Origin of the sequence: Tetragenococcus muriaticus DSM 15685 (assembly GCF_000423785.1) — a bacterium.
In the GTDB taxonomy this organism is placed as follows: domain Bacteria; phylum Bacillota; class Bacilli; order Lactobacillales; family Enterococcaceae; genus Tetragenococcus; species Tetragenococcus muriaticus.
In genome coordinates this window covers 35,713-54,439 of sequence record NZ_AUIQ01000003.1, presented here as the reverse complement: position 1 = coordinate 54,439, position 18,727 = coordinate 35,713, and the positions used below count along the sequence as shown (strand labels likewise).

General features: G+C 35.6%; 21 protein-coding genes and 1 other annotated feature. Of the genes, 4 read left to right on the top strand and 17 right to left on the bottom strand.

What is annotated here, in order from left to right; genetic code table 11:
• Nucleotides 1-1,329, top strand: a complete 1,329-nt coding sequence (locus tag G577_RS0101570; protein ID WP_028789645.1) for a PTS transporter subunit EIIC — start codon at nucleotides 1-3, stop codon at nucleotides 1,327-1,329.
• A 214-nt stretch (nucleotides 1,330-1,543) separates the two neighbouring features.
• Here G577_RS0101570 and G577_RS0101565 read toward each other — a convergent pair whose 3' ends face one another.
• From G577_RS0101565 to rplK, 5 genes are all read right to left on the bottom strand, one after another.
• Nucleotides 1,544-2,176, bottom strand: a complete 633-nt coding sequence (locus G577_RS0101565) for an NAD(P)-dependent oxidoreductase (RefSeq protein ID WP_028789644.1) — start codon at nucleotides 2,174-2,176, stop codon at nucleotides 1,544-1,546.
• A gap of 182 nt (nucleotides 2,177-2,358) precedes the next feature.
• The gene (rplL, locus tag G577_RS0101560) at nucleotides 2,359-2,727 is read right to left on the bottom strand and encodes a 50S ribosomal protein L7/L12 (RefSeq protein ID WP_028789643.1); all 369 of its coding nucleotides are present in this window, start codon (nucleotides 2,725-2,727) and stop codon (nucleotides 2,359-2,361) included.
• Nucleotides 2,728-2,768: 41 nt separating this feature from the next.
• A complete protein-coding gene (rplJ, locus tag G577_RS0101555; protein ID WP_028789642.1) occupies nucleotides 2,769-3,275 on the bottom strand; it encodes a 50S ribosomal protein L10 in 507 nt (168 codons plus the stop codon).
• Nucleotides 3,276-3,308: 33 nt separating this feature from the next.
• Nucleotides 3,309-3,434 (bottom strand) — a sequence feature (ribosomal protein L10 leader region).
• A gap of 51 nt (nucleotides 3,435-3,485) precedes the next feature.
• A complete protein-coding gene (gene rplA / locus G577_RS0101550) occupies nucleotides 3,486-4,175 on the bottom strand; it encodes a 50S ribosomal protein L1 (protein ID WP_028789641.1) in 690 nt (229 codons plus the stop codon).
• Nucleotides 4,176-4,279: 104 nt separating this feature from the next.
• Nucleotides 4,280-4,705 carry a 50S ribosomal protein L11 gene (gene rplK, locus G577_RS0101545; RefSeq protein WP_028789640.1) on the bottom strand — a complete coding sequence of 142 codons (426 nt, stop codon included), beginning with the start codon at nucleotides 4,703-4,705 and terminating at the stop codon, nucleotides 4,280-4,282.
• Between the two features lie 229 nt (nucleotides 4,706-4,934).
• On the opposite strand from rplK, the gene G577_RS0101540 reads away from it, so the two are divergent.
• Entirely contained in the window at nucleotides 4,935-5,837 is a 903-nt protein-coding gene (locus G577_RS0101540) for an alpha/beta hydrolase (protein WP_028789639.1), read from the top strand.
• A gap of 32 nt (nucleotides 5,838-5,869) precedes the next feature.
• On the opposite strand, the gene nusG is transcribed toward G577_RS0101540, so the two are convergent.
• From nusG to rpmG, 3 genes are all read right to left on the bottom strand, one after another.
• A complete protein-coding gene (gene nusG / locus G577_RS0101535) occupies nucleotides 5,870-6,424 on the bottom strand; it encodes a transcription termination/antitermination protein NusG (RefSeq protein WP_028789638.1) in 555 nt (184 codons plus the stop codon).
• Between the two features lie 127 nt (nucleotides 6,425-6,551).
• The gene (gene secE / locus G577_RS0101530; protein ID WP_028789637.1) at nucleotides 6,552-6,722 is read right to left on the bottom strand and encodes a preprotein translocase subunit SecE; all 171 of its coding nucleotides are present in this window, start codon (nucleotides 6,720-6,722) and stop codon (nucleotides 6,552-6,554) included.
• Nucleotides 6,723-6,745: 23 nt separating this feature from the next.
• Nucleotides 6,746-6,898, bottom strand: a complete 153-nt coding sequence (gene rpmG / locus G577_RS0101525; RefSeq protein WP_028789636.1) for a 50S ribosomal protein L33 — start codon at nucleotides 6,896-6,898, stop codon at nucleotides 6,746-6,748.
• Nucleotides 6,899-7,060: 162 nt separating this feature from the next.
• Between rpmG and cbpA the strand changes: the two genes are divergently transcribed.
• On the top strand, nucleotides 7,061-7,702 hold the full coding sequence (gene cbpA, locus G577_RS0101520) for a cyclic di-AMP binding protein CbpA (RefSeq protein WP_028789635.1): 642 nt from the start codon (nucleotides 7,061-7,063) through the stop codon (nucleotides 7,700-7,702).
• A 37-nt stretch (nucleotides 7,703-7,739) separates the two neighbouring features.
• Here cbpA and G577_RS0101515 read toward each other — a convergent pair whose 3' ends face one another.
• The 5 genes from G577_RS0101515 to G577_RS0101495 all read right to left on the bottom strand — a co-directional run bounded on the left by G577_RS0101515 (nucleotide 7,740) and on the right by G577_RS0101495 (nucleotide 14,097).
• On the bottom strand, nucleotides 7,740-8,228 hold the full coding sequence (locus G577_RS0101515) for a QueT transporter family protein (RefSeq protein WP_028789634.1): 489 nt from the start codon (nucleotides 8,226-8,228) through the stop codon (nucleotides 7,740-7,742).
• A gap of 774 nt (nucleotides 8,229-9,002) precedes the next feature.
• Nucleotides 9,003-11,534, bottom strand: coding sequence for an SF1B family DNA helicase RecD2 (gene recD2, locus G577_RS0101510; protein WP_081675710.1), 2,532 nt, complete (start codon nucleotides 11,532-11,534; stop codon nucleotides 9,003-9,005).
• 274 nt (nucleotides 11,535-11,808) lie between these two features.
• A complete protein-coding gene (locus tag G577_RS0101505; protein ID WP_028789632.1) occupies nucleotides 11,809-12,450 on the bottom strand; it encodes a histidine phosphatase family protein in 642 nt (213 codons plus the stop codon).
• A gap of 26 nt (nucleotides 12,451-12,476) precedes the next feature.
• The gene (gene trmL, locus G577_RS0101500; RefSeq protein ID WP_028789631.1) at nucleotides 12,477-12,983 is read right to left on the bottom strand and encodes a tRNA (uridine(34)/cytosine(34)/5-carboxymethylaminomethyluridine(34)-2'-O)-methyltransferase TrmL; all 507 of its coding nucleotides are present in this window, start codon (nucleotides 12,981-12,983) and stop codon (nucleotides 12,477-12,479) included.
• A gap of 271 nt (nucleotides 12,984-13,254) precedes the next feature.
• A complete protein-coding gene (locus tag G577_RS0101495; RefSeq protein WP_028789630.1) occupies nucleotides 13,255-14,097 on the bottom strand; it encodes a methyltransferase domain-containing protein in 843 nt (280 codons plus the stop codon).
• 81 nt (nucleotides 14,098-14,178) lie between these two features.
• On the opposite strand from G577_RS0101495, the gene G577_RS0101490 reads away from it, so the two are divergent.
• On the top strand, nucleotides 14,179-14,835 hold the full coding sequence (locus G577_RS0101490; RefSeq protein WP_028789629.1) for a copper homeostasis protein CutC: 657 nt from the start codon (nucleotides 14,179-14,181) through the stop codon (nucleotides 14,833-14,835).
• 118 nt (nucleotides 14,836-14,953) lie between these two features.
• On the opposite strand, the gene mgtE is transcribed toward G577_RS0101490, so the two are convergent.
• Genes mgtE through yjbM form a run of 4 tightly spaced genes read right to left on the bottom strand, consistent with a single transcriptional unit; the run spans nucleotide 14,954 to nucleotide 18,708 of the window.
• Entirely contained in the window at nucleotides 14,954-16,318 is a 1,365-nt protein-coding gene (gene mgtE, locus G577_RS0101485; RefSeq protein WP_028789628.1) for a magnesium transporter, read from the bottom strand.
• A gap of 5 nt (nucleotides 16,319-16,323) precedes the next feature.
• Nucleotides 16,324-17,226, bottom strand: a complete 903-nt coding sequence (locus G577_RS0101480) for an RluA family pseudouridine synthase (protein ID WP_028789627.1) — start codon at nucleotides 17,224-17,226, stop codon at nucleotides 16,324-16,326.
• Between the two features lie 5 nt (nucleotides 17,227-17,231).
• On the bottom strand, nucleotides 17,232-18,038 hold the full coding sequence (locus tag G577_RS0101475) for an NAD kinase (RefSeq protein ID WP_028789626.1): 807 nt from the start codon (nucleotides 18,036-18,038) through the stop codon (nucleotides 17,232-17,234).
• The gene (gene yjbM, locus G577_RS0101470) at nucleotides 18,031-18,708 is read right to left on the bottom strand and encodes a GTP diphosphokinase (protein ID WP_028789625.1); all 678 of its coding nucleotides are present in this window, start codon (nucleotides 18,706-18,708) and stop codon (nucleotides 18,031-18,033) included. Before yjbM ends, G577_RS0101475 begins: the two co-directional genes overlap by 8 nt.
• Nucleotides 18,709-18,727: the final 19 nt, after the last annotated feature.

The window sequence follows — 18,727 nt, the reverse complement described above, 5'->3', positions numbered from 1 at the left end:
ATGAATGCCGTATTTAACTTTCTAGAAAATAAACTTATGCCTCCTTTAAACCGGCTAGCGAATTTGCGAGTAGTACAAGCAATTATGCAAGCTGGGATCGTAACTGTTCCTTTTACGATCGTTGGATCGATTTTTTTAATTATTAATAATTTACCAGATATTATTCCACCATTGGCACCTTTTTTTGAGCAAACTATATTAAAGTTATCCCCGCTTTATAGTATAGTTACAACAATGTCAATTGACTCAATTGCCATTTTTTATGCTTTAGCTACTGCTTTTTATTTGACCGAAAGCTATCGAAAAGAATCCGAAAAACAAATGAGCAGTTTTGTCGGAGCCATTTTAGGACTATTTGCTTTTTTATTAACGATCATTCAAGTAGACATACAAAATGGCCAAGCACAACTACTACAAGACAGCGCTGAAGGCTCGATGATCTATAACGGCGTAGCTCTAGATAGTTGGGTGACACGTTTTAGTGGTGTGGGCATTTTCATTGGTATTATAACGTCGATTTTAGCCGTGCAAATCTACCGATATTGTATAGTGAAAAATGTGACGATTCATATGCCTAAAGGGGTTCCAGATGGGGTTAGTAAAGCATTTGCTTCTTTAATTCCAGCTATTTTTATCGCAATTACAATGGTTGTTATCAACGGAGTTTTAGCGTTTTTCCACACAGATTTACATGCCATTTTAACGGAACCTTTCGAGTTCGTAAAAGGGTTAACAGGATCTTGGTTAGGAATAGTAATTATTATGTTACTTATCCACTTACTATGGATAGTAGGCGTTCATGGAACTGCGATTATTAAAAACAGTTTTATCAATCCTATTTTATTAGTAGCTTTGACCGAAAATATTAATGGAGCGGAAAACATCTTTGCTGGCGATTTTGTTAACATGTATATTTTCCTTGGGGGTGCTGGTAGTACATTAGGGCTGGTTTTATTAATGGTCTTTAATGCAAAATCAGATCAATTAAAAGTATTAGGAAGAGCTGCTATTTTACCAGGTCTTTTTAATATTAATGAGCCTGTGATCTTTGGGGCGCCTATTGTTTATAATCCATATTTAATGATCCCATTTATATTAGCTCCTATTATTAATGTCACAATATCTTATTTTGCTGCTTCAGTAGGTTTTGTCAATAAAATTATTTCTGGAATTCCTTGGATTTCTCCTGTAGGAACAGGAGCTTTTTTAGGAACAGGTGGCGATTTCCGTGGAGTATTCATCGCTATTATTAATCTTGGCATATCGATTCTCATTTATTATCCATTCTTTAAAATGTATGACAATAAATTGTATAGTCAACAAAAGTGAAATTACCACGAAAAATTCACATCGCATTTTACTACAAAGAATAGAGCTGGGGCATAAGTTCTTTGAGTAATCAAGTATCCGAACGATATGTATTGAGGTTTGACCATCGTTACAAATTTGCGACGACTGCTAAATCGCAGAGACCGTCTTTCTATAATTCGGATATTTTTACTTATGTCACAGCTCTATTCTTCTTCTCTAATACTATTTCACACTATGCGTTTTGATAAATTGATATTTGTACTTGGTTATATTTGTCTGCTTCCACAGCATCTACAAAGGCAAGTGCGTAATCTTGATAACTAATTTTACTTTCGCCTGCTTTATTTTCTACATATTCATTATCTGTAATTGTATAATCTTCCGTTTTTACTCCATCAGCTATAAAACTTGCTGCAGGACTGACGTATACCCATTGCGCATCTCCACGCTCTTTCAAATGATCCAAAGCTTTTACCATTCCCTCAGCAACAGGTTTTGCCTCTTCTGGGAACTCTGGAGTATCCTTTAACTGTTTTACATGTTCGGAATCAATGTATAAACTACCTGCACCCCCAACCACAAATAGTTTTGTACTTGTACCACTTAAACAATCTGCTAAGTGCATTAATGAAGAATCATGTAAATCCATATCTGAAGGGTTCCAAACGCCAAAAGCATCAACCACAATATCAAATTCTTTCAAATCTTGATACGTCAAATCATAAAGATCCTTTTGTAAAACATAAGAAGCTTCCGTTTGATTTTTATGACGTACAATAGCAGTAACTTCATGGTTACGCTTAACAGCTTCATTTGTTATTAATTTTCCCGCTCTACCACTTGCGGCTACAACTGCAATTTTCATCAATAACTCCTCCAGGTATTTTATACTTTCAATAGTTATCTTACACCATCTTATGAAAAAATGGAAAAATATATTCCTCAACTTTTCTTTATTTTTATAGAATTCACCTTCTTAAATAACTACAAAAAAGAAGCTAGGAAATCTAATATTTAGACTTCCTAGCTTCTTTATCATTAACCAAATTACTTCAATTCTACGCTAGCACCAGCATCTTCTAAAGCAGATTTCAAACTGTCAGCTTCTTCTTTAGATACATTTTCTTTAACCGGAGAAGGAGCACCGTCAGCAACAGCTTTTGCTTCTTTCAAGCCTAAACCAGTTGCTTCACGGATAGCTTTAATGACTTTCACTTTTTGGTCACCAGCATCGCTAAGTTCTACAGTAAATTCAGTTTGTTCTTCAGCTTCTTCAGCTTCACTTGGAGCTGCAGCAGCAACTGGCGCTGAAGCAGATACACCAAACTCATCTTCAATAGCCTTAACTAAATCATTTAATTCTAAAATTGTCGCACCTTTTAGTTCTTCGACAATGTTTTCAACATTTAATGCCATTTTATTTTCCTCCATTATATTCAATAATTTTTTAACTGCAATTAAGCAGCATCTTCGTCGTTACTTTTTTCAATAACTGCGTTAAGTCCGTAAGCCACATTGCGTACAGGAGCTTGTAAGACAGATAGCAACATAGATAGTAGTCCATCGCGATTTGGTAGTTTTGCCAAATCTATAACTTCATCCAATGTAGCAACTCTATCTTCAACTACACCACCTTTAATTTCTAGTGCGCTCGCTTCTTTTGAAAAATCATTAATAATTTTCGCCGGAGCAACCACATCATCATTACTAAAGGCAACAGCAGTAGGGCCTACAAAAACTTCTTCTAAACCTTCTAAACCAGCTTCTTTAGCTGCCCGAACAAGAATAGAATTTTTTATTACGTGCATTTCAACATTGGCATCACGTAATTGTTTACGTAAACGAGTATCTTCGTCCACCGTCAATCCACGGTAATCAACAAACACAACTGATTCAGCTGCATTAAATTGTTTCGCTACTTCTGTAACGATTTCTGCTTTCTTTGCAATAGCTGCTTCACTCATCTTTTTTCACCTCCTAATTTTACTGCGAGAGTTTTTTACAATAAAAAAACTCTATGTCACCGCAGACATAGAGGGTCTATTGATACTTATCAATAAAAGTCCTCGGTAGGATTTACGACTTGAGTCACCTACTGTCTTCGGTACACTTAATCATTAACGTCAAACACCTTATCATAGAAAAGGTGTTTACGTCAATCTTTTTTTCAATTCTTAAAATGAAGCTGGATCTACATGAATACCAGGGCCAAAAGTTGGAGTTATAGTAATATTTTTCATGTAAGTGCCCTTAGCCGCTGATGGTTTAGCTTTTTCAATAACGTCTTGAACCGTTTTGAAGTTTTCTATTAATTGGTTGTCGTCAAAAGAGACTTTACCAATTGGTGCATGTATATTACCATTTTGATCAACACGGTAAGTTACTCGACCAGCTTTAACTTCCTCGACAGCTTTTGCCACGTCCATTGTAACTGTGCCAGTTTTAGGATTAGGCATTAAACCTTTAGGTCCTAAAACACGTCCTAATTTACCAACTTGTGCCATCATATCTGGCGTTGCAATGACTACATCAAAATCAAACCAACCTTGTTGAATGCGATCAGCTAACTCACCTTCACCTACATAATCGGCACCAGCTGCCTCAGCTTCTTGGGCTTTATCACCTTTAGCAAACACTAAAACAGTTTGCGTTTTTCCGGTGCCATTAGGCAAAACAACAGCTCCTCGTATTTGTTGGTCTGCTTTTTTTGGATCAACATTTAAACGATAAGCAACTTCAAGAGTTGCGTCAAAATTTGCAATACTTGTTTCTTTTGCTAATGCAACAGCATCCTCAACTGAATAAGCTTTTGATGTATCCACTTTTTCTAATGCTTCTTGCATTTTTCTGCTTTTTTTAGCCATTATATATGTTTCCTCCTTATTGTGGTTATAACGGTAAAACCTCCCACGTGTTCTATACCTTTCAATATAGAGCTGACTGAGAAGCTACTTTAAGGGAGAGTGATTTATCCTTCGATGGAAATCCCCATGCTTCGTGCAGTTCCTTCAACCATGCGCATAGCAGATTCAACGTCAGCTGCGTTTAGGTCTTCCATTTTTGTTTCAGCGATTTCTCTGATTTGATCACTCGTTACTTTAGCCACTTTATTTTTATTAGGTTCGCCTGAACCCTTATCCAAATTCGCAGCTGATTTTAACAATACAGGAGCTGGTGGTGTTTTAGTAACAAAAGTAAATGAACGATCTTCGTATACAGTAATTACCACAGGGATAATCATACCCGCTTGATCAGCTGTACGAGCATTAAATTCCTTGGTAAATCCCATAATATTAATACCTGCTTGTCCCAAAGCCGGACCTACGGGTGGAGCTGGCGTTGCTTTACCTGCAGGAATTTGTAATTTGACAATATTTTCTACTTTTTTTGCCACGAGACATACCTCCTTAAGTCCGTGATGTGGTTAATTGGAGAGCAAAATTTCTCCTCCCACGCTTAACTATGCAACAATATTTACATATTGCACACTCACAATATTATAGCAAAATTAGCTTCTATTGCAAGAGTTTTCCTTAATTTTTTCAAATAATCGTTCTTATTATTTTGCTTTTTTCTAGTAGAATATTATAATATGACAAGGATCACTCTAAAGGAGTACGAAAATGAAAAAATTTTTATTCCCCCTTGGCTTATTATTCATTTTGTTTTTAGTGGGGTGCCAAGGTTCAAATAATACAGAAACTCAACATAGCAATCAATCTAATCAGTCGCGAAATGCGACTCAAGCTGATGAAGATGTTAAAGCTTCACAACGATCTGACGCAGCCGTAGAAAAGTCCACAAAGCCTACGTTATTTGTTCATGGTTACCAAGGAACTGTTAACTCCTTTCGATCAATGATTCAATATATGGAGGAAGAAAATATGGCTGAGCGTGAAATGACAGTCACTGTCTATCCAGATGGTTCGCTTGATACCCAAGGTGAATTAACCGGTGAGCGTACAAACCCTATCGTTCAAATCATTTTTGAAGACAATATCAACAACGAATGGAATCAAACGGAGTGGATTAAAAACGTGTTAAGTTTTCTAGAAGATAGTTACCAGCTTGATCAAGTAAACTTAGTCGGTCATTCGATGGGCGGAGTTAGCTCCTACAGATATATGGGAACCTACGGACAAGAAGAAGCACTTCCAGAAGTTGAAAAATTTATTGGTCTAGGGGCTCCTTTTAATGGCTTTATTAATACAAGCGACCATCAATCACTGGATGATTTATTAGAGAATGGACCAGATAATCTTTCTGAAAGATACCAAGACTTCGAAGAATTAACACCTCAAGTTTCACAAGATACCACTCTGCTATTAATCGCAGGTCAATTAAGTGAATCAGACTTCTCCGATGGTACGGTCCCTCTTACAAGTGCTCTAGCTGTCTATTCTTTGTTAAAAGCTAATGAATTTGAGGTCGACTATTCCATTGTAAATGGACAAGACGCTCAACACAGTATGCTTCATGAAAATAACCAGGTAAATAAACAAATTGCCCAATTTCTATGGGAATAAAAAAACAGCACCGCATTAACGGTGCTGTTTTTTTATATGTTTTCATCTATTTTATCGACCTGGTCAAAATCAAGTTCCGTGCTCGTTTCACGACCAAACATATCAATATTTACTTTTAATTTTTGTTTTTCTTCATCAATTTCTGAAACTTGCCCTTCCAATCCAGAAAAAGCTCCCTCAACAATCTTTACTGTTTCTCCATTTTCAACTTTTAACTCTACAGTTCTTGTACTCATCCCTAACGAATGCAAAATGGAATTGATTTCTTCTGGAAGTAGTGGCGCTGGTTTACTTCCTGCTCCATGCGATCCGACAAATCCCGTGACTCCAGGAGTGTTTCTTACAATATACCAAGACTCATCAGTCATTACCATTTCTACTAGCACATAACCAGGAAATGTTTTATGAACGACTTCCTTTTCTTTCCCGTTTTTCACTTCTTTTTCTGTTTCCTCAGGGACAACTACGCGAAAAATATAATTCTCCATTTGCATACTTTGTCTGCGTGTTTCTAGGTTAATCTTCACTCTGTTTTCGTAACCAGAATACGTATGAAGTACATACCATCCTTTTTCAAAAGATTCCATTTTTTCGGCTCCTTTTACTCTTGTAAAATAAAAAAACCTCAAGTCCTCCTCGAAGTTTTTCTCCTAGTACATTATAGCATCCTTCTTAAGGTTTCGCTAGTGCTTGGCATGTAAAACTATTGAAGTTTTACTGTAATATCCAAGTAAAAACTGTTTGAATACCTGTATCCATAATATAAAAAATAACGGTAAAAATCAAAGCCATCTCAATGACTACAAGCGTATCCTTACGTAATTGTTTTCCTGTTGGCCAAGTGACTTTTTTCATTTCATCTTTTACGCTACGTATAAACTTCATCTATATCCTCCTTAAAGCGATGATCATTTAGTTTCCTTATGTAAAGTATGCTTATTACAATATCTGCAAAACTTATTAGCTGTTAAACGTTGCTGGTCTTTTCCTCGACTCGTTGTTTTTGTATAATTACGTGAACCGCATATTGAACAAGCAAGTACTGTTTTTTTTCCGCTCATACTTGCTACCTCCTAGAATGTCTCTGCGTTCTGAAACATGCTTACATTAGCACGAATTCTTTAAAGTGTCAATTCAGTAAATAGCAAGAAAAAATAACTAAATTTCTCATAGTTTTATGGTATCATAGTAAAAAATAAAGGAAAAGCAAGGAGAGTGTTTATATGTTATTAAAAACAATGGTACATAAAAAACAAGATTTAACCACTGTAACAGAAAGCAATACTTTAAAAGAAGCATTACAAATTCTAGAAAGCTCAGGTTTTCGTTGCATCCCTATACTGGATGAAAGCAATCAGACTTTTCTAGGAAACATCTATAAAATGCACATTTATCGTCATCAAGCCAATGAAGGTGACATGAATTTACCGGTAACTCATTTGTTAAAAAACGCCACAAAGTTTATTCATGTAAATTCTTCTTTTTTCCAAGTCTTTTTTACTATCAAAGAATTGCCTTATATCGCTGTTCTTGATGAAGACAACTATTTTTACGGAATACTGACCCATAGTTCCTTATTAAATATGCTTTCTCAATCTTGGAATGTTGATAAAGGAAGCTACGTTCTTACGATTGCTTCTACTGGTAAACAAGGCGACCTAGCTAACATAACAAAAATTATTTCAAAATATAGCAACATCGCAAGTTGTATCACTCTCGACATCGACAAAGATGAATTTATTCGTCGTACGTTGATCACCTTGGCATCAAATACGTCAAAACAAACCTTAGACACCATCATTAGTCGCTTAGAAAACAAAGACTTTAAAGTGGTAGAAATCGAAAATTTAATAAATGATAAATAAAAGGAAGCTGGATGACTTGTTCCCAGCTTCCTTTTATTTATACTTGTTTGGCAAAATGTAATTTTTCATTGATAAAATACATGACTGGCGCTGAAATGCTCATAATAATCAATTCGCTTAAAGCTGTTGTTAAATAAGTGAACCAAAAAGGCAATTCGGCAGTCAATATAAGCATTAAAGCAATTAAAAACATACTGAAAGTAAAGAACAAAGTGTTTAAAACCAAACGTGCTTTGATGTTGGGGATTTTCTTTTCCAATACAGCAGTTAATAATAAAGCCAACAGCGTTTGCGCTCCTCCAAAAATAACATCTAAGGGACCTTCACCAAATAAAAGGTTAAAAACAATAACTCCGCCAAAAACCCCCCATAGCATTTTTCTGTTAAATACCACGAGATGATTTAAACTTTCTGATAAACGAAATTGAATCGCTCCAGAAGATAAAGGAGAAACAAAGCTTAAAGCTACATATAGTGCCACAATGATTGCATTAACGGTAACAACTCTTACCCTATTATTTGTCATATAAATCCTTCTTTCTCCAAGTTTTGATTACGCAGGATGGTTGATGAACTGCAAATGTTTAAAACAACAAGAATAAGATAGTTACTTATAGATAAAAAAGGACGCCTACTGATTTCATTTATCTTCAAGTACAAAGAAACTTTTTTGAGCGCGCTTTGATTGGTACTACATTTTGTTTTTCTTTTTTACTGCTACAGGTAACTTCCCCACAAGTGACTAACTGCAAAGCAAACTGAAGAATTGGGGTATAATAGAAAAACCAATAAATAATACTATTTCATAACTATTCTCCTCTTGACGATAAAAGTATAACAAAAATTTTAATAAAAGTAACTAATTTCCCAAAAAAGCAAAACTTTCGTTTGAAAACGCTTGCTTTTCGCTGAAAAATATGGTATAAAATAAGTGTAAGGAGACATAAGAATTCCCAGTAAAGTAGTCGACAAAGGTACTACGTGAAAAGAATTGTTGTGATCTTAAATGAACGAAAAAGGAAGTGGGAATTTGAGTTACTCCTTACTAATTGAATAAGAATCCGATGAGTGTATGAGCATAAAATTGAAGTGGACATACGAACCTTCAACTTTATGTTAAAAGATGATCTAAGAATTTTGAAAAAGTTTTTCGAAAAATCTCATTCTCATCGGATTCTATTTTTTTGTCTTTTTTTAGTAAAAGGGCGTCTGAGTAATTAGAAACTAGCGTGCTTAAAATAAATTAACCCCCCTGTTTTTTTATTCTTATGTGCTTATTAGCAAGAAATGTCTATTATTTTTATGACATTTGAAAATCATAAGGGGTTAACTCTCCCATACCAATCATTGGATCAATTTCATTGTCTTGTATTCGTTCCTGTGTTAGTTGCATCTCCTCAAAAGAGTTGCTCGTTTCTTGTGCAAACAAGTCCATTGTCTCATCTTTAGCCAAATCCAAGTTCGGTTTTGGCCTATTACTTTTGACAGGGGTTTGTTCCTTTTCAAATGGAGCTTCTTCCTGTGCCTCTTCATAAGATGAAATTTTTAGTCTCATAGCTTGAGAAATCGAATCAATCCCACTGATTCTTTCTTTGAGCGCTGTCAATCGTAAAGTAGACACCTGCTCCACACATTTTCTGTAGGCAGATAATTCTCCTATTAAAATCAGCATTTCTTTACTTCTAGTTACAGCTGTATACAATAAATTGCGTTGAAGCATTCGCGAATATTGGTGAACCATTGGCAAAATAACCATTTTAAATTCATTGCCTTGTGCCTTATGAATTGAACAACAATAAGACAAAGTGATCTTATTCCATTCATTGCGTTTATATCTCACTTCATTCGCATCAAAGGCAATAACGAGTTCGTCCACTTTTTCCTCTGAGTCCTTAGCATAAATAATACCTGTAATTTCTCCCATATCTCCATTAAATACATTATCTTCAGGCGCGTTAACTAATTGAAGGACCTTATCACCAATCCGATAAACAACATTATTAAATGAGACTTCCTTTTTTGTCTGATCAGCATTTGAATTGAAAATTTCTTGCATCATTTTATTTAACGCATGAATACCAGCGGGTCCTTTATACATAGGGGCTAAAACTTGGATATCCTGCGGAGTAAAGCCTCTTTGTTTAGCTTTTATAGCTACCTTAGAGATTAAAGGCTCAATTTGTTGAGCTTGGCAAGCAAAATACGACCGATCTATTTGATTTTGCGTAAAGTCCTCGGGTAACGCGCCATTCTTTATTTCATGAGCCAATGAAATGATACTGGAGCCATCCTCTTGTCGATAGATTTCAGTTAATTCTTTGTGAGGAATTTCTGAGATACACAATAAATCATGTAAGATTTGTCCAGGGCCTACGGAAGGAAGCTGGTCCTTATCGCCGACAAAAATGACTTGCATATTATCAGGGATCGCTTTAAACAAAGTATTAGCTAACCAAGTATCTACCATAGACATTTCATCAACAATTAAAAGCCCCCCCTCAAGCTCTTTGGGAGCTGTATTTTTCGCCTTATTTTCTCGTCCATTTAAACCTAGCAAACGATGAATAGTACTACTAGGGAGCCCTGTTGTTTCATTCATACGTTTAGCAGCACGACCTGTGGGAGCTGCTAATAATACAGGAAAAGTTTCTTCTGAATATTGACTCGGGTCTAAAGAGATATCGTTTAATTCGGCAAATAATTGAACAATACCATCGATAACAGTGGTTTTTCCAGTGCCAGGCCCACCAGTTAGTAGAAATAATGGAGATTGTATCGCTTTTTTTATTGCTTCTTCTTGTGAAGTGCCGTAGACAATATCCAATCGTTTTTCCAACTTGCGTAGACTTTTATTCAACTTATTTTGGGAGTAACTGATTTCTTTTTTTTGTTGCAGCAATCGTTGGATGCTTGAAGCTATTCCCCATTCAGCAAAATAAAGACTATTTTCAAATAAATTGGTTTCTTCTTGTTGGATTTTTCCTTCTTCTACTAATTCGATGACCCCGTTAGCAACTTTTTCTGGGGCAATTTCTACAGGACGGCTATTTTCTAATATTTGTAAGACCTGTTCCAATAACTCTTTAGCTGCAATATAGGTATCTCCCGTTTCCATTGATTGCTGCAAGATTTGATGCAAGATAGCGGCACGGATCCTTTTATCTGAAGTAGCATCAATTCCCAATTGCTCAGCGATATTGTCAGCCTTTTTAAAACCAATCCCATCAATATCTTCCACCAATTGATAAGGATTTTCTTCGATGATCTCTAAAGTTTCGTTTTTATAAGTCTGGTAAATAGCAAATGCTAATTGACTTCCAAATCCGTACCGATTTAAACCCACAATCGCTTTGTCCATGCCGTAATTTAAACGTATTGTATCTACTAACATCTCACGCTTTTTTTTATTTAATCCAGAAATCTGTTCTAGTACTGTTGGCTCATCCAAGATTTTATCGATAGCACCTTCACCCAACAGGTCAACAATTTTTTCGGCCGTTTTTTGCCCAATACCAGGAAAGGTATCACTTGAAAGATAATGGATGAGACCGTTTTCTGAAGTTGGTTGCTCTTTTTGATAAGCCCTAGCTTTAAATTGTTCGCCGTATTTCGGATGCACTACAGGTTCTCCAAAAAAACGGTACAATTCTTCCTCTTGGATATCACCAAAACTACCTGTAACAACAATTTCTTTGTCGTTATAATCCATATTGGTTTCCGAGATTTTAACTAAGAGTACTTTATAAAAATTATTAGGATTTCTAAAAAAAACCGCCGCAATTTTACCGATAATATACCATTCTTCTGGCAACGGATATGACGCTCCTTTCACGTATAAACATAAATATCACATTAGCTTACAAAGTGAGCTTATTATTCCTGCTACAAGCCTGAATAAAGAAGACCTGTGTCCTGAATTGGATTTCAGGACATAAGTTAACCATTTTTTGAGCTAAATTTTAGTTTTCAGTACATAACTTTACTAAAGCTATGTACTGAGATGATCTTCAGGGCATAGGTTGCCTTGTTTTATGTCCTGAATTTAATTTCAGGACATAGCTTAAGATATTCATAAACTACCCTATTGATTTTATATCGTTAAATTCTCATTTGAGTTCTTGTAAAGAAGGAAGAAAACTAACATCGTTCCATAATGTTAATTCATAAGGTTCCTTTTGATCTTTTGTTTCTAAAATCGACAGACTATTATTTTTTAACCCGCCCATTTCGCGTAACTCAGCATAGCTCTTTCCTGCTAAAAATTGAATTGCAGCCGTCATTGAAGCGCCATGACCTACAAAAAGTACAGGGCTGTCATGATAATGTGAAGCATGAATAATTGTCTTAGTCATACGTTCAAGCATTGCACTTACCGTCTCTCCATTAAAAGGAGACGGATCATAAAGATCTAGACGATGTCGCATATTTGTTAACGTTTCTTGATACTGTTCTTGCATTTTATCGATGCTTTTTCTTTCTAACATGCCATAACCCATTTCTTTTAAATTAGCATCATAGAAGATAGGTACAGATTGTTCCCACTGACTAACAATGCCCTGAGCTGTTTGCTTTGCTCGCTTAGAAGGGCTAGCATAGACAGCCGCAAACGGGACGTCTTGTAAGTAACAGCTAAGTGCTTGAATTTGAGCAAAACTTGAAGATAATAAGGGCGAATCTCCATGCATTCCTTGAAAACGATGTTGCTTATTCCACTCTGTTTTACCATGTCTAGTAAAATATAGCTTCACTTTACAGTTTCCCCCTTTTTGTTCGTCTAATCTAACTTGTCGTTATCATAGTGATGGGTCAACTCCAAATTAGGATACCCTTGTTGTCGTAAAGCTTCATAAACAACTGTAACGACAGTATTTGCTAAATTTAGTGAGCGTACGTGAGTATCATTCATAGGCAAACGCAGACATTTTTCCTCATTCTCACGCATAAATTCTTCTGGTAATCCAGTGGTCTCTTTGCCAAAAAGAAAATAGTGATCGCGTCCATCATCATAATTTTCCTCACTATAAATTTTGTGCGAAAACTTAGAGATTAAATGTAAGGGCTGATCACCTACTAAAGCTAAAAATTCCTCTAAACTTTTATGATAAGTAATATCCACATTATCCCAGTAATCTAAGCCAGCCCGTTTTAAATGTTTATCATCTGTTGAAAAACCCAAAGGTTCAATCAAATGTAAAGACGTATTGGTAGCAGCACAAGTTCTAGAAATATTTCCTGTATTTGTCGGGATCAATGGTTCAAATAAAGCAACATGGTTCAACACTATTCCTCTTTTCTTATTTTTACATCAAAATGATAATACTATTATAATAACGCATTTATTCTATTTTAGCAGTTAAAAGTTTCTAGTAAAACAAAATAAAAAAACGTAATAACTCGGTGTCTAGCACTGCGAGCCATTACGTTAGTGAAGTTCTTTTCACTAACTTTTATCAGAACAGGACGCTGATAAAAACCAATGAAAAGCAACTTGAATCTAATATAACAAAGTGTTCACATGAATGCAAGAAATTTGAGCAAAAAGTTCATATTTTTCACTCCTTTTTCCCAATGAGCACGTCCAAATCAATCGTTACTTTTCCTATAGGACTTTGTTTTACCCTCTCTTTTTGAAAAGCGGAAACACCCCATTCTAAAGGAGACATTTCTAATAATGATTTATGTTTCTCTTTTGGTACTTCATAAGTGTAGGTAATCCTTTCATATCGAACAGAAGAAAAAGCTTGTTGAAATTTTTCTACTACTCGATCATTGGAATACTTTTGTTTACTGACATCCTCTGGGTAAAAAGATTGTCTTAATTCCTGTAGATAGCCACTTTGCGGTACAACTTTAATCACTTGTCCACCCTTTTTCAAAACACGCGAAAATTCAGCATAATTTGAAGGAGAAAATATATTTAAAATCGTGGAAAAAGATTGCTCACGAAAAGGCAAATTAGTTAAATCAGCGATGCACCAAAAAATGTTATGCTGATCTTCAGTAGCTAGATAAATCCCTTCCTTAGAAATATCAAACCCAACGCTAGGCCGAATTTCACTTTTCTCAGCAATTTCTTGTAGAAAACTTCCTTCACCGCAACCCACATCCAAAAGTTGTTCTTTTTCACAATAAGAGAACAAAAATTCCAAAAGCGGCTCATACATGCCACTTTTAATCATATTTCTACGATGTTCAAACATTTCTTTTTGGTATTCTGTTTTGACTTGATGGTTTAAAAAATAAAGGGTACCCTTTTTTGACAAATCAAATTGATGTTGATTCTTACAATATAAACTTCTTTGACTTACTTGCATCTTTGTATGGCAAATAGGACATTGAAATAAGTGACTATAAGTATGAATAAATTCTTGACTTTGCTGTATTTTTTTCTTCATAAACTTCTCCTCATTCTTCAATACTTTAGCACAATTTCATGCTAAAATGCTAGATGGAACCTAAAATAAAGGAGAATTTATATGTTAATAAAAGAATACTGTGCGGAAAATTATACTTATATACCAGCAGCTATTAACAATGGCGCAAATCGCATTGAACTTTGCGATAACCTTAATGTGGGTGGTACTACACCAAGCATTGGTGTCATTGAAGAAAGCCTTGCTTATGCTAGTGAAAAAGAAATTCCCATTATGACAATGATTCGTCCACGCAGCGGCAACTTTATCTATAACGATATTGAATTACGCATCATGGAATCAGATGTGATTGAAGCTAAAAAATTGGGGATCGATGGCGTTGTCTTTGGCTGTTTAACTCCTAATAACTGGCTAGACGAAGAAGCTTTAGACCGTTTAATTGAGGCAGCTGAAGGACTACAAATAACTTTTCATATGGCATTTGACCAAATCCCAACAACACAACAATTTGAAGCGATCGATTGGTTGAGTGAACATGGGATTCATCGTATTTTAACTCATGGAGGACCAAGGAATACCGCAATTAATGAAAATCTTGAACAGCTTAGAAAATTGGTGAACTACGCTAACCAACGCCTTACTATCTTACCTGGTGGCGGTGTTACAGTAGACAATGCTGAAGAACTCGCAAAACAAATAAATGTTAACGAAGTACATGGAACAAAAATCATCTCTTTACCAGAAGAAAACAACGATTAATTTTTACTCAATGAAAGTTTTTCTCCTTAACTAAAAATAAAAAGCTAAAATGTTCACTTAAAAAAATAAGGAATATTTTAGCTTTTTAATAGATAGTGATAGACACTGTTTTCTTATATTAACCAATGAAATAGCCCATAAATAAACTGGCAATATTAAAATAAATCAAAACACTGGTCAAGTCGCTTAAAGTAGTAATAAAAGGGCCACTAGCAACTGCTGGATCAAATCCTAATTTCTCCATGAGCATAGGAATCAAGCTACCAGCTAAATTTGCAACTGTAATAGCACACATCATTGCCATTCCAATGATAAATCCCAATATAGGGTTAGCTTTCCAAACCCAAACAATGACAAATATAGTCGCCCCCGTAACAATACCAGTAACTAAACCAGTTAAAACCTCACTAAATATCGTTTTTAAATAATTTTTCGCTTTATCATCATTAAAAGCTAAACGACGAACAGCCACCGCTAACGACTGAGTTCCTGCATTACCTGCTGTTCCAGTAATTAGCGTAATGAAAGCCGCTAAAATACTTGCTTGACTTACAAGTGCTTCATATCGATTAATCAAACTTGCTGTTGCCATGCCTAAAAAAAGCAAAGTAATCAACCAAGGTAAACGTTTGAAAGCAGCTTTAGCAGGATTTTCATGGACTTCTTCTACATTAACTCCGGCCAGTCCGGAGTAATCACTTGTAGCTTCTTCATCAATAACATCAATAATGTCATCCACTGTAACAATCCCTAACAGATGATCTTCATAATCTGTAACTGGTAAAGCTAAGAAATCATAGTCACGAAACGTTTGAGCAACATCTTCTTGATCATCACCTACGTGTACAGAAATCACTCGTTCATTTAAAATATCGACAATAATCTCGTCATCATCCCTTATAATAAGGTCTCTAAGTGAGATTACACCTACTAAACGATTTTCTTGATCCACAACATAAGTATAGTAGATCGTTTCTGCTGTTTTTGCGACTCTTTTTAAAACATACATAGCAGAACGTACTGTTTGATTAGCCACAATTGAAACAAATTCAGTGGTCATAATCGCTCCAGCTGTCTCATCTTCATAATGCAACAATTCTTTGATCTCTGCTGCATCTTCCTGGCTCATTAAACTCAGATATTTCCCCATTTGTTTTTTGTCTAGTGTATTCAATAAATCTACAGCGTTGTCTGTATACATCTGTGCTAGCATCTCGCTAGCATAATTGGGGCGCATTTCGCTCAGATAGTCCTGAATATTTTCATTATCTTCTTCAAGAACATCAAACATATTCGCTAACTCTTTAGGTGACAGATAGGTATATACAAGATAGCGTTCATCTTCGTCTAGTTCTTCATAGAACTGACTTTGCTCATAAACATGCATCTCTAAAAAATTTTCACGAAAATCTTGCAAGTTGTTTTCTTTCAAATCTTTCTTTAATTGATCAAAACGATTTTCTAATTCTTGTGTTTCATCCAATCTTGTCACCTCGTTTCAGTTATTTCCATTATTCTTTCCATATCAGAAGGAAGACTTTGTTTAAAACAAAGCTTTGCTCGCGTAAATGGATGAATAAAATTTAGCTCTCTACAATGCAAAGCTTGTCGCTTAAGCGGTAAAGATGTTGCTCCTCCATATAGTTCATCACTGACCAAAGGAAATCCTATGGCAGCAAAATGCACACGTATCTGATGCGTTCTTCCTGTATGAAGCCAGACGTCAACTAAGGCGTGCGTAGTATTTTTTTGTCTAAGCCAGTACTCTGTTTTTGCCGCCTTTCCACTAGCTCCAGTTTGTCGCTTAATAATAGACGACGGATCTCGCAAAATGGGTAAGTCTATCACATCATGAGAGTTAAGTTTTGTTAAATTACCACTAATAATTGCCTGATATTTTTTATTCAATTGTTTATTAAATAGTTGCTTGTCCAACAAAGCATGAGAAAAACAATGTCTGGCAAATAGCATGAGTCCTGAAGTGTCTCGATCCAACCGAGTGACCACGTGTACGATTTGATCCTTATAGCTTTGTTTTTGATAATAAGATTTTACGCGATTAGCCATCGTACCATTGGGATGATACTGTGCAGGTATAGAAGGAACACCGGCCGGTTTATTAACCACTAATAAATGCTCATCTTCAAAGATGATATCAATCGGTGTCTCATCTGGCAACAAAGTTTCCTGGCTACCTTCATCAGGAATAATGACTCTTATCTTATCTTCAGGCTTTAATTCATATAATACATTTTCTACTCGGTTATTAACAAAGATTTGTCCACCTTGAAATTTAATTTTTGCAAGCAACCTTTTTGAAATTCCTTGTTCTTTTAAGAAAAACTTGACTTGCTGTGGCTCATATTTATGATAGACATAACAAAATTCCATAATTTTTATATTTCCCCGATAAAGGCATCTTTTACTCGATGCCAAAAATGCATATGTCGATACGAAGCAAAATGTACTCGTTCATCTGCGATCTTAAAAGAGAGCCATTCAATTTCATCATGTTGAATAGTGAAACGATCGATCGTCACAAGATAATCACTACTTTCCTCCAGGTGAACCGTTAACCATTCGCTATCTGAAATAATGATTGGTGAACCTAGCGTTCTAAATACTCGGTTATTCAAAGAAGCTATCTCAGCTAGTTGAAAAGCATTAATTCTAGGATGTAAAACAGCGCCCCCCACGCTCTTATTATAAGCTGTTGAACCTGTTGGTGTGGAAACTGAAAGACCATCACCTCTAAAACGTTCAAATATTTCATCTTTAATATAAACATCAGCTACCATAGTACGAGTGGCACGCTTTATTGTTGCTTCATTTAATGCTAAAAAACGCTGTGGTTGCGTTTGGTATCGATCCTTTACTTGAACATCCAGTAAAGGATAACTAACTGGTGGATGTTCATCATTAGACAAATTAGAGACCAACTCCTCTAATTCAAAATCTCGCCAATCTGTATAAAAACCCAAGTGTCCTGTATGCACTCCCAAAAAGCGAACATGATTTAATTTATGATCAAACATATGAAACGCAGAAAGAAAAGTACCATCTCCTCCAATAGAGATAATAATCTCTGGATCATTTTGGTCAATAGTATAATCAGCCGCTTTTAAAAGAGTTGTTAATTTTTCTTTCGCAGCAAAAGAAGACTCTTGTTGATTACTCATGATTGCTACTTTTCCTTTAGTCATCACGCTGCTCCCTTCTTGCTTTATCGTTTGAATAATCCGCTGTGCGCTCGCTTTTTTTGCCATGAGAAAAAAGATGTTGAGCTTCTTGGATCTCTTCGCGTATACTTGACATCTCTTCATCTAAACGATAGGCCGCTTCTGCAGCCCGAATTAAACGATTGCTAATTTCTTCAGGAAAATCTCCCTGATATTTATAATTTAATGAATGCTCAATTGTTGCCCAAAAGTTCATTGCTAATGTACGTATTTGAATTTCAACTAAAAGATTCCGTGGCCCATCAACTAATTGAACCGGATACTCAATCACTAAATGGTAGGAACGATAGCCACTTTGTTTGCTATTTGTTATATAATCTCTTTCTACAATAACGTTCATATCTTTGCGACTTCGTAAAATTTTTACCACTTCATAAATGTCTTCTACAAACTGACACATAATTCGTAGCCCAGCAATATCGGACATTTCATTTTCTAATCTTTCAAGAGAAATATTGCGTAGCTTTGCTTTAGCTAAAATGCTATCTACAGGTTTGACACGTCCGGTAACAAATTCGATAGGAACATGCTCATTCTTTTCACGAAATTCTTTACGAATCCCTCGCAATTTAACCTTTAACTCATTAACCGCTTGCTCGTAGGGTGCTAATATATTTTCCCAATTTTTTCCCATTTACAATCCCTCATTTCCA

Excerpts from the sequence above, each read along its gene's own strand:
- rplJ (WP_028789642.1), bottom strand. The coding sequence starts at position 3,275 with ATGAGTGAAGCAGCTATTGCAAAGAAAGCAGAAATCGTTACAGAAGTA.
- G577_RS0101480 (WP_028789627.1), bottom strand. The coding sequence starts at position 17,226 with ATGGAATTTTGTTATGTCTATCATAAATATGAGCCACAGCAAGTCAAG.
- nusG (WP_028789638.1), bottom strand. The coding sequence starts at position 6,424 with ATGGAATCTTTTGAAAAAGGATGGTATGTACTTCATACGTATTCTGGT.
- secE (WP_028789637.1), bottom strand. The coding sequence starts at position 6,722 with ATGAAGTTTATACGTAGCGTAAAAGATGAAATGAAAAAAGTCACTTGG.
- G577_RS0101540 (WP_028789639.1), top strand. The coding sequence starts at position 4,935 with ATGAAAAAATTTTTATTCCCCCTTGGCTTATTATTCATTTTGTTTTTA.
- rplL (WP_028789643.1), bottom strand. The coding sequence starts at position 2,727 with ATGGCATTAAATGTTGAAAACATTGTCGAAGAACTAAAAGGTGCGACA.
- yjbM (WP_028789625.1), bottom strand. The coding sequence starts at position 18,708 with ATGGGAAAAAATTGGGAAAATATATTAGCACCCTACGAGCAAGCGGTT.
- rpmG (WP_028789636.1), bottom strand. The coding sequence starts at position 6,898 with ATGAGCGGAAAAAAAACAGTACTTGCTTGTTCAATATGCGGTTCACGT.
- G577_RS0101515 (WP_028789634.1), bottom strand. The coding sequence starts at position 8,228 with ATGACAAATAATAGGGTAAGAGTTGTTACCGTTAATGCAATCATTGTG.
- G577_RS0101475 (WP_028789626.1), bottom strand. The coding sequence starts at position 18,038 with ATGACTAAAGGAAAAGTAGCAATCATGAGTAATCAACAAGAGTCTTCT.
- rplA (WP_028789641.1), bottom strand. The coding sequence starts at position 4,175 with ATGGCTAAAAAAAGCAGAAAAATGCAAGAAGCATTAGAAAAAGTGGAT.
- G577_RS0101570 (WP_028789645.1), top strand. The coding sequence starts at position 1 with ATGAATGCCGTATTTAACTTTCTAGAAAATAAACTTATGCCTCCTTTA.
- G577_RS0101495 (WP_028789630.1), bottom strand. The coding sequence starts at position 14,097 with ATGAAGAAAAAAATACAGCAAAGTCAAGAATTTATTCATACTTATAGT.
- G577_RS0101565 (WP_028789644.1), bottom strand. The coding sequence starts at position 2,176 with ATGAAAATTGCAGTTGTAGCCGCAAGTGGTAGAGCGGGAAAATTAATA.
- G577_RS0101490 (WP_028789629.1), top strand. The coding sequence starts at position 14,179 with ATGTTAATAAAAGAATACTGTGCGGAAAATTATACTTATATACCAGCA.
- cbpA (WP_028789635.1), top strand. The coding sequence starts at position 7,061 with ATGTTATTAAAAACAATGGTACATAAAAAACAAGATTTAACCACTGTA.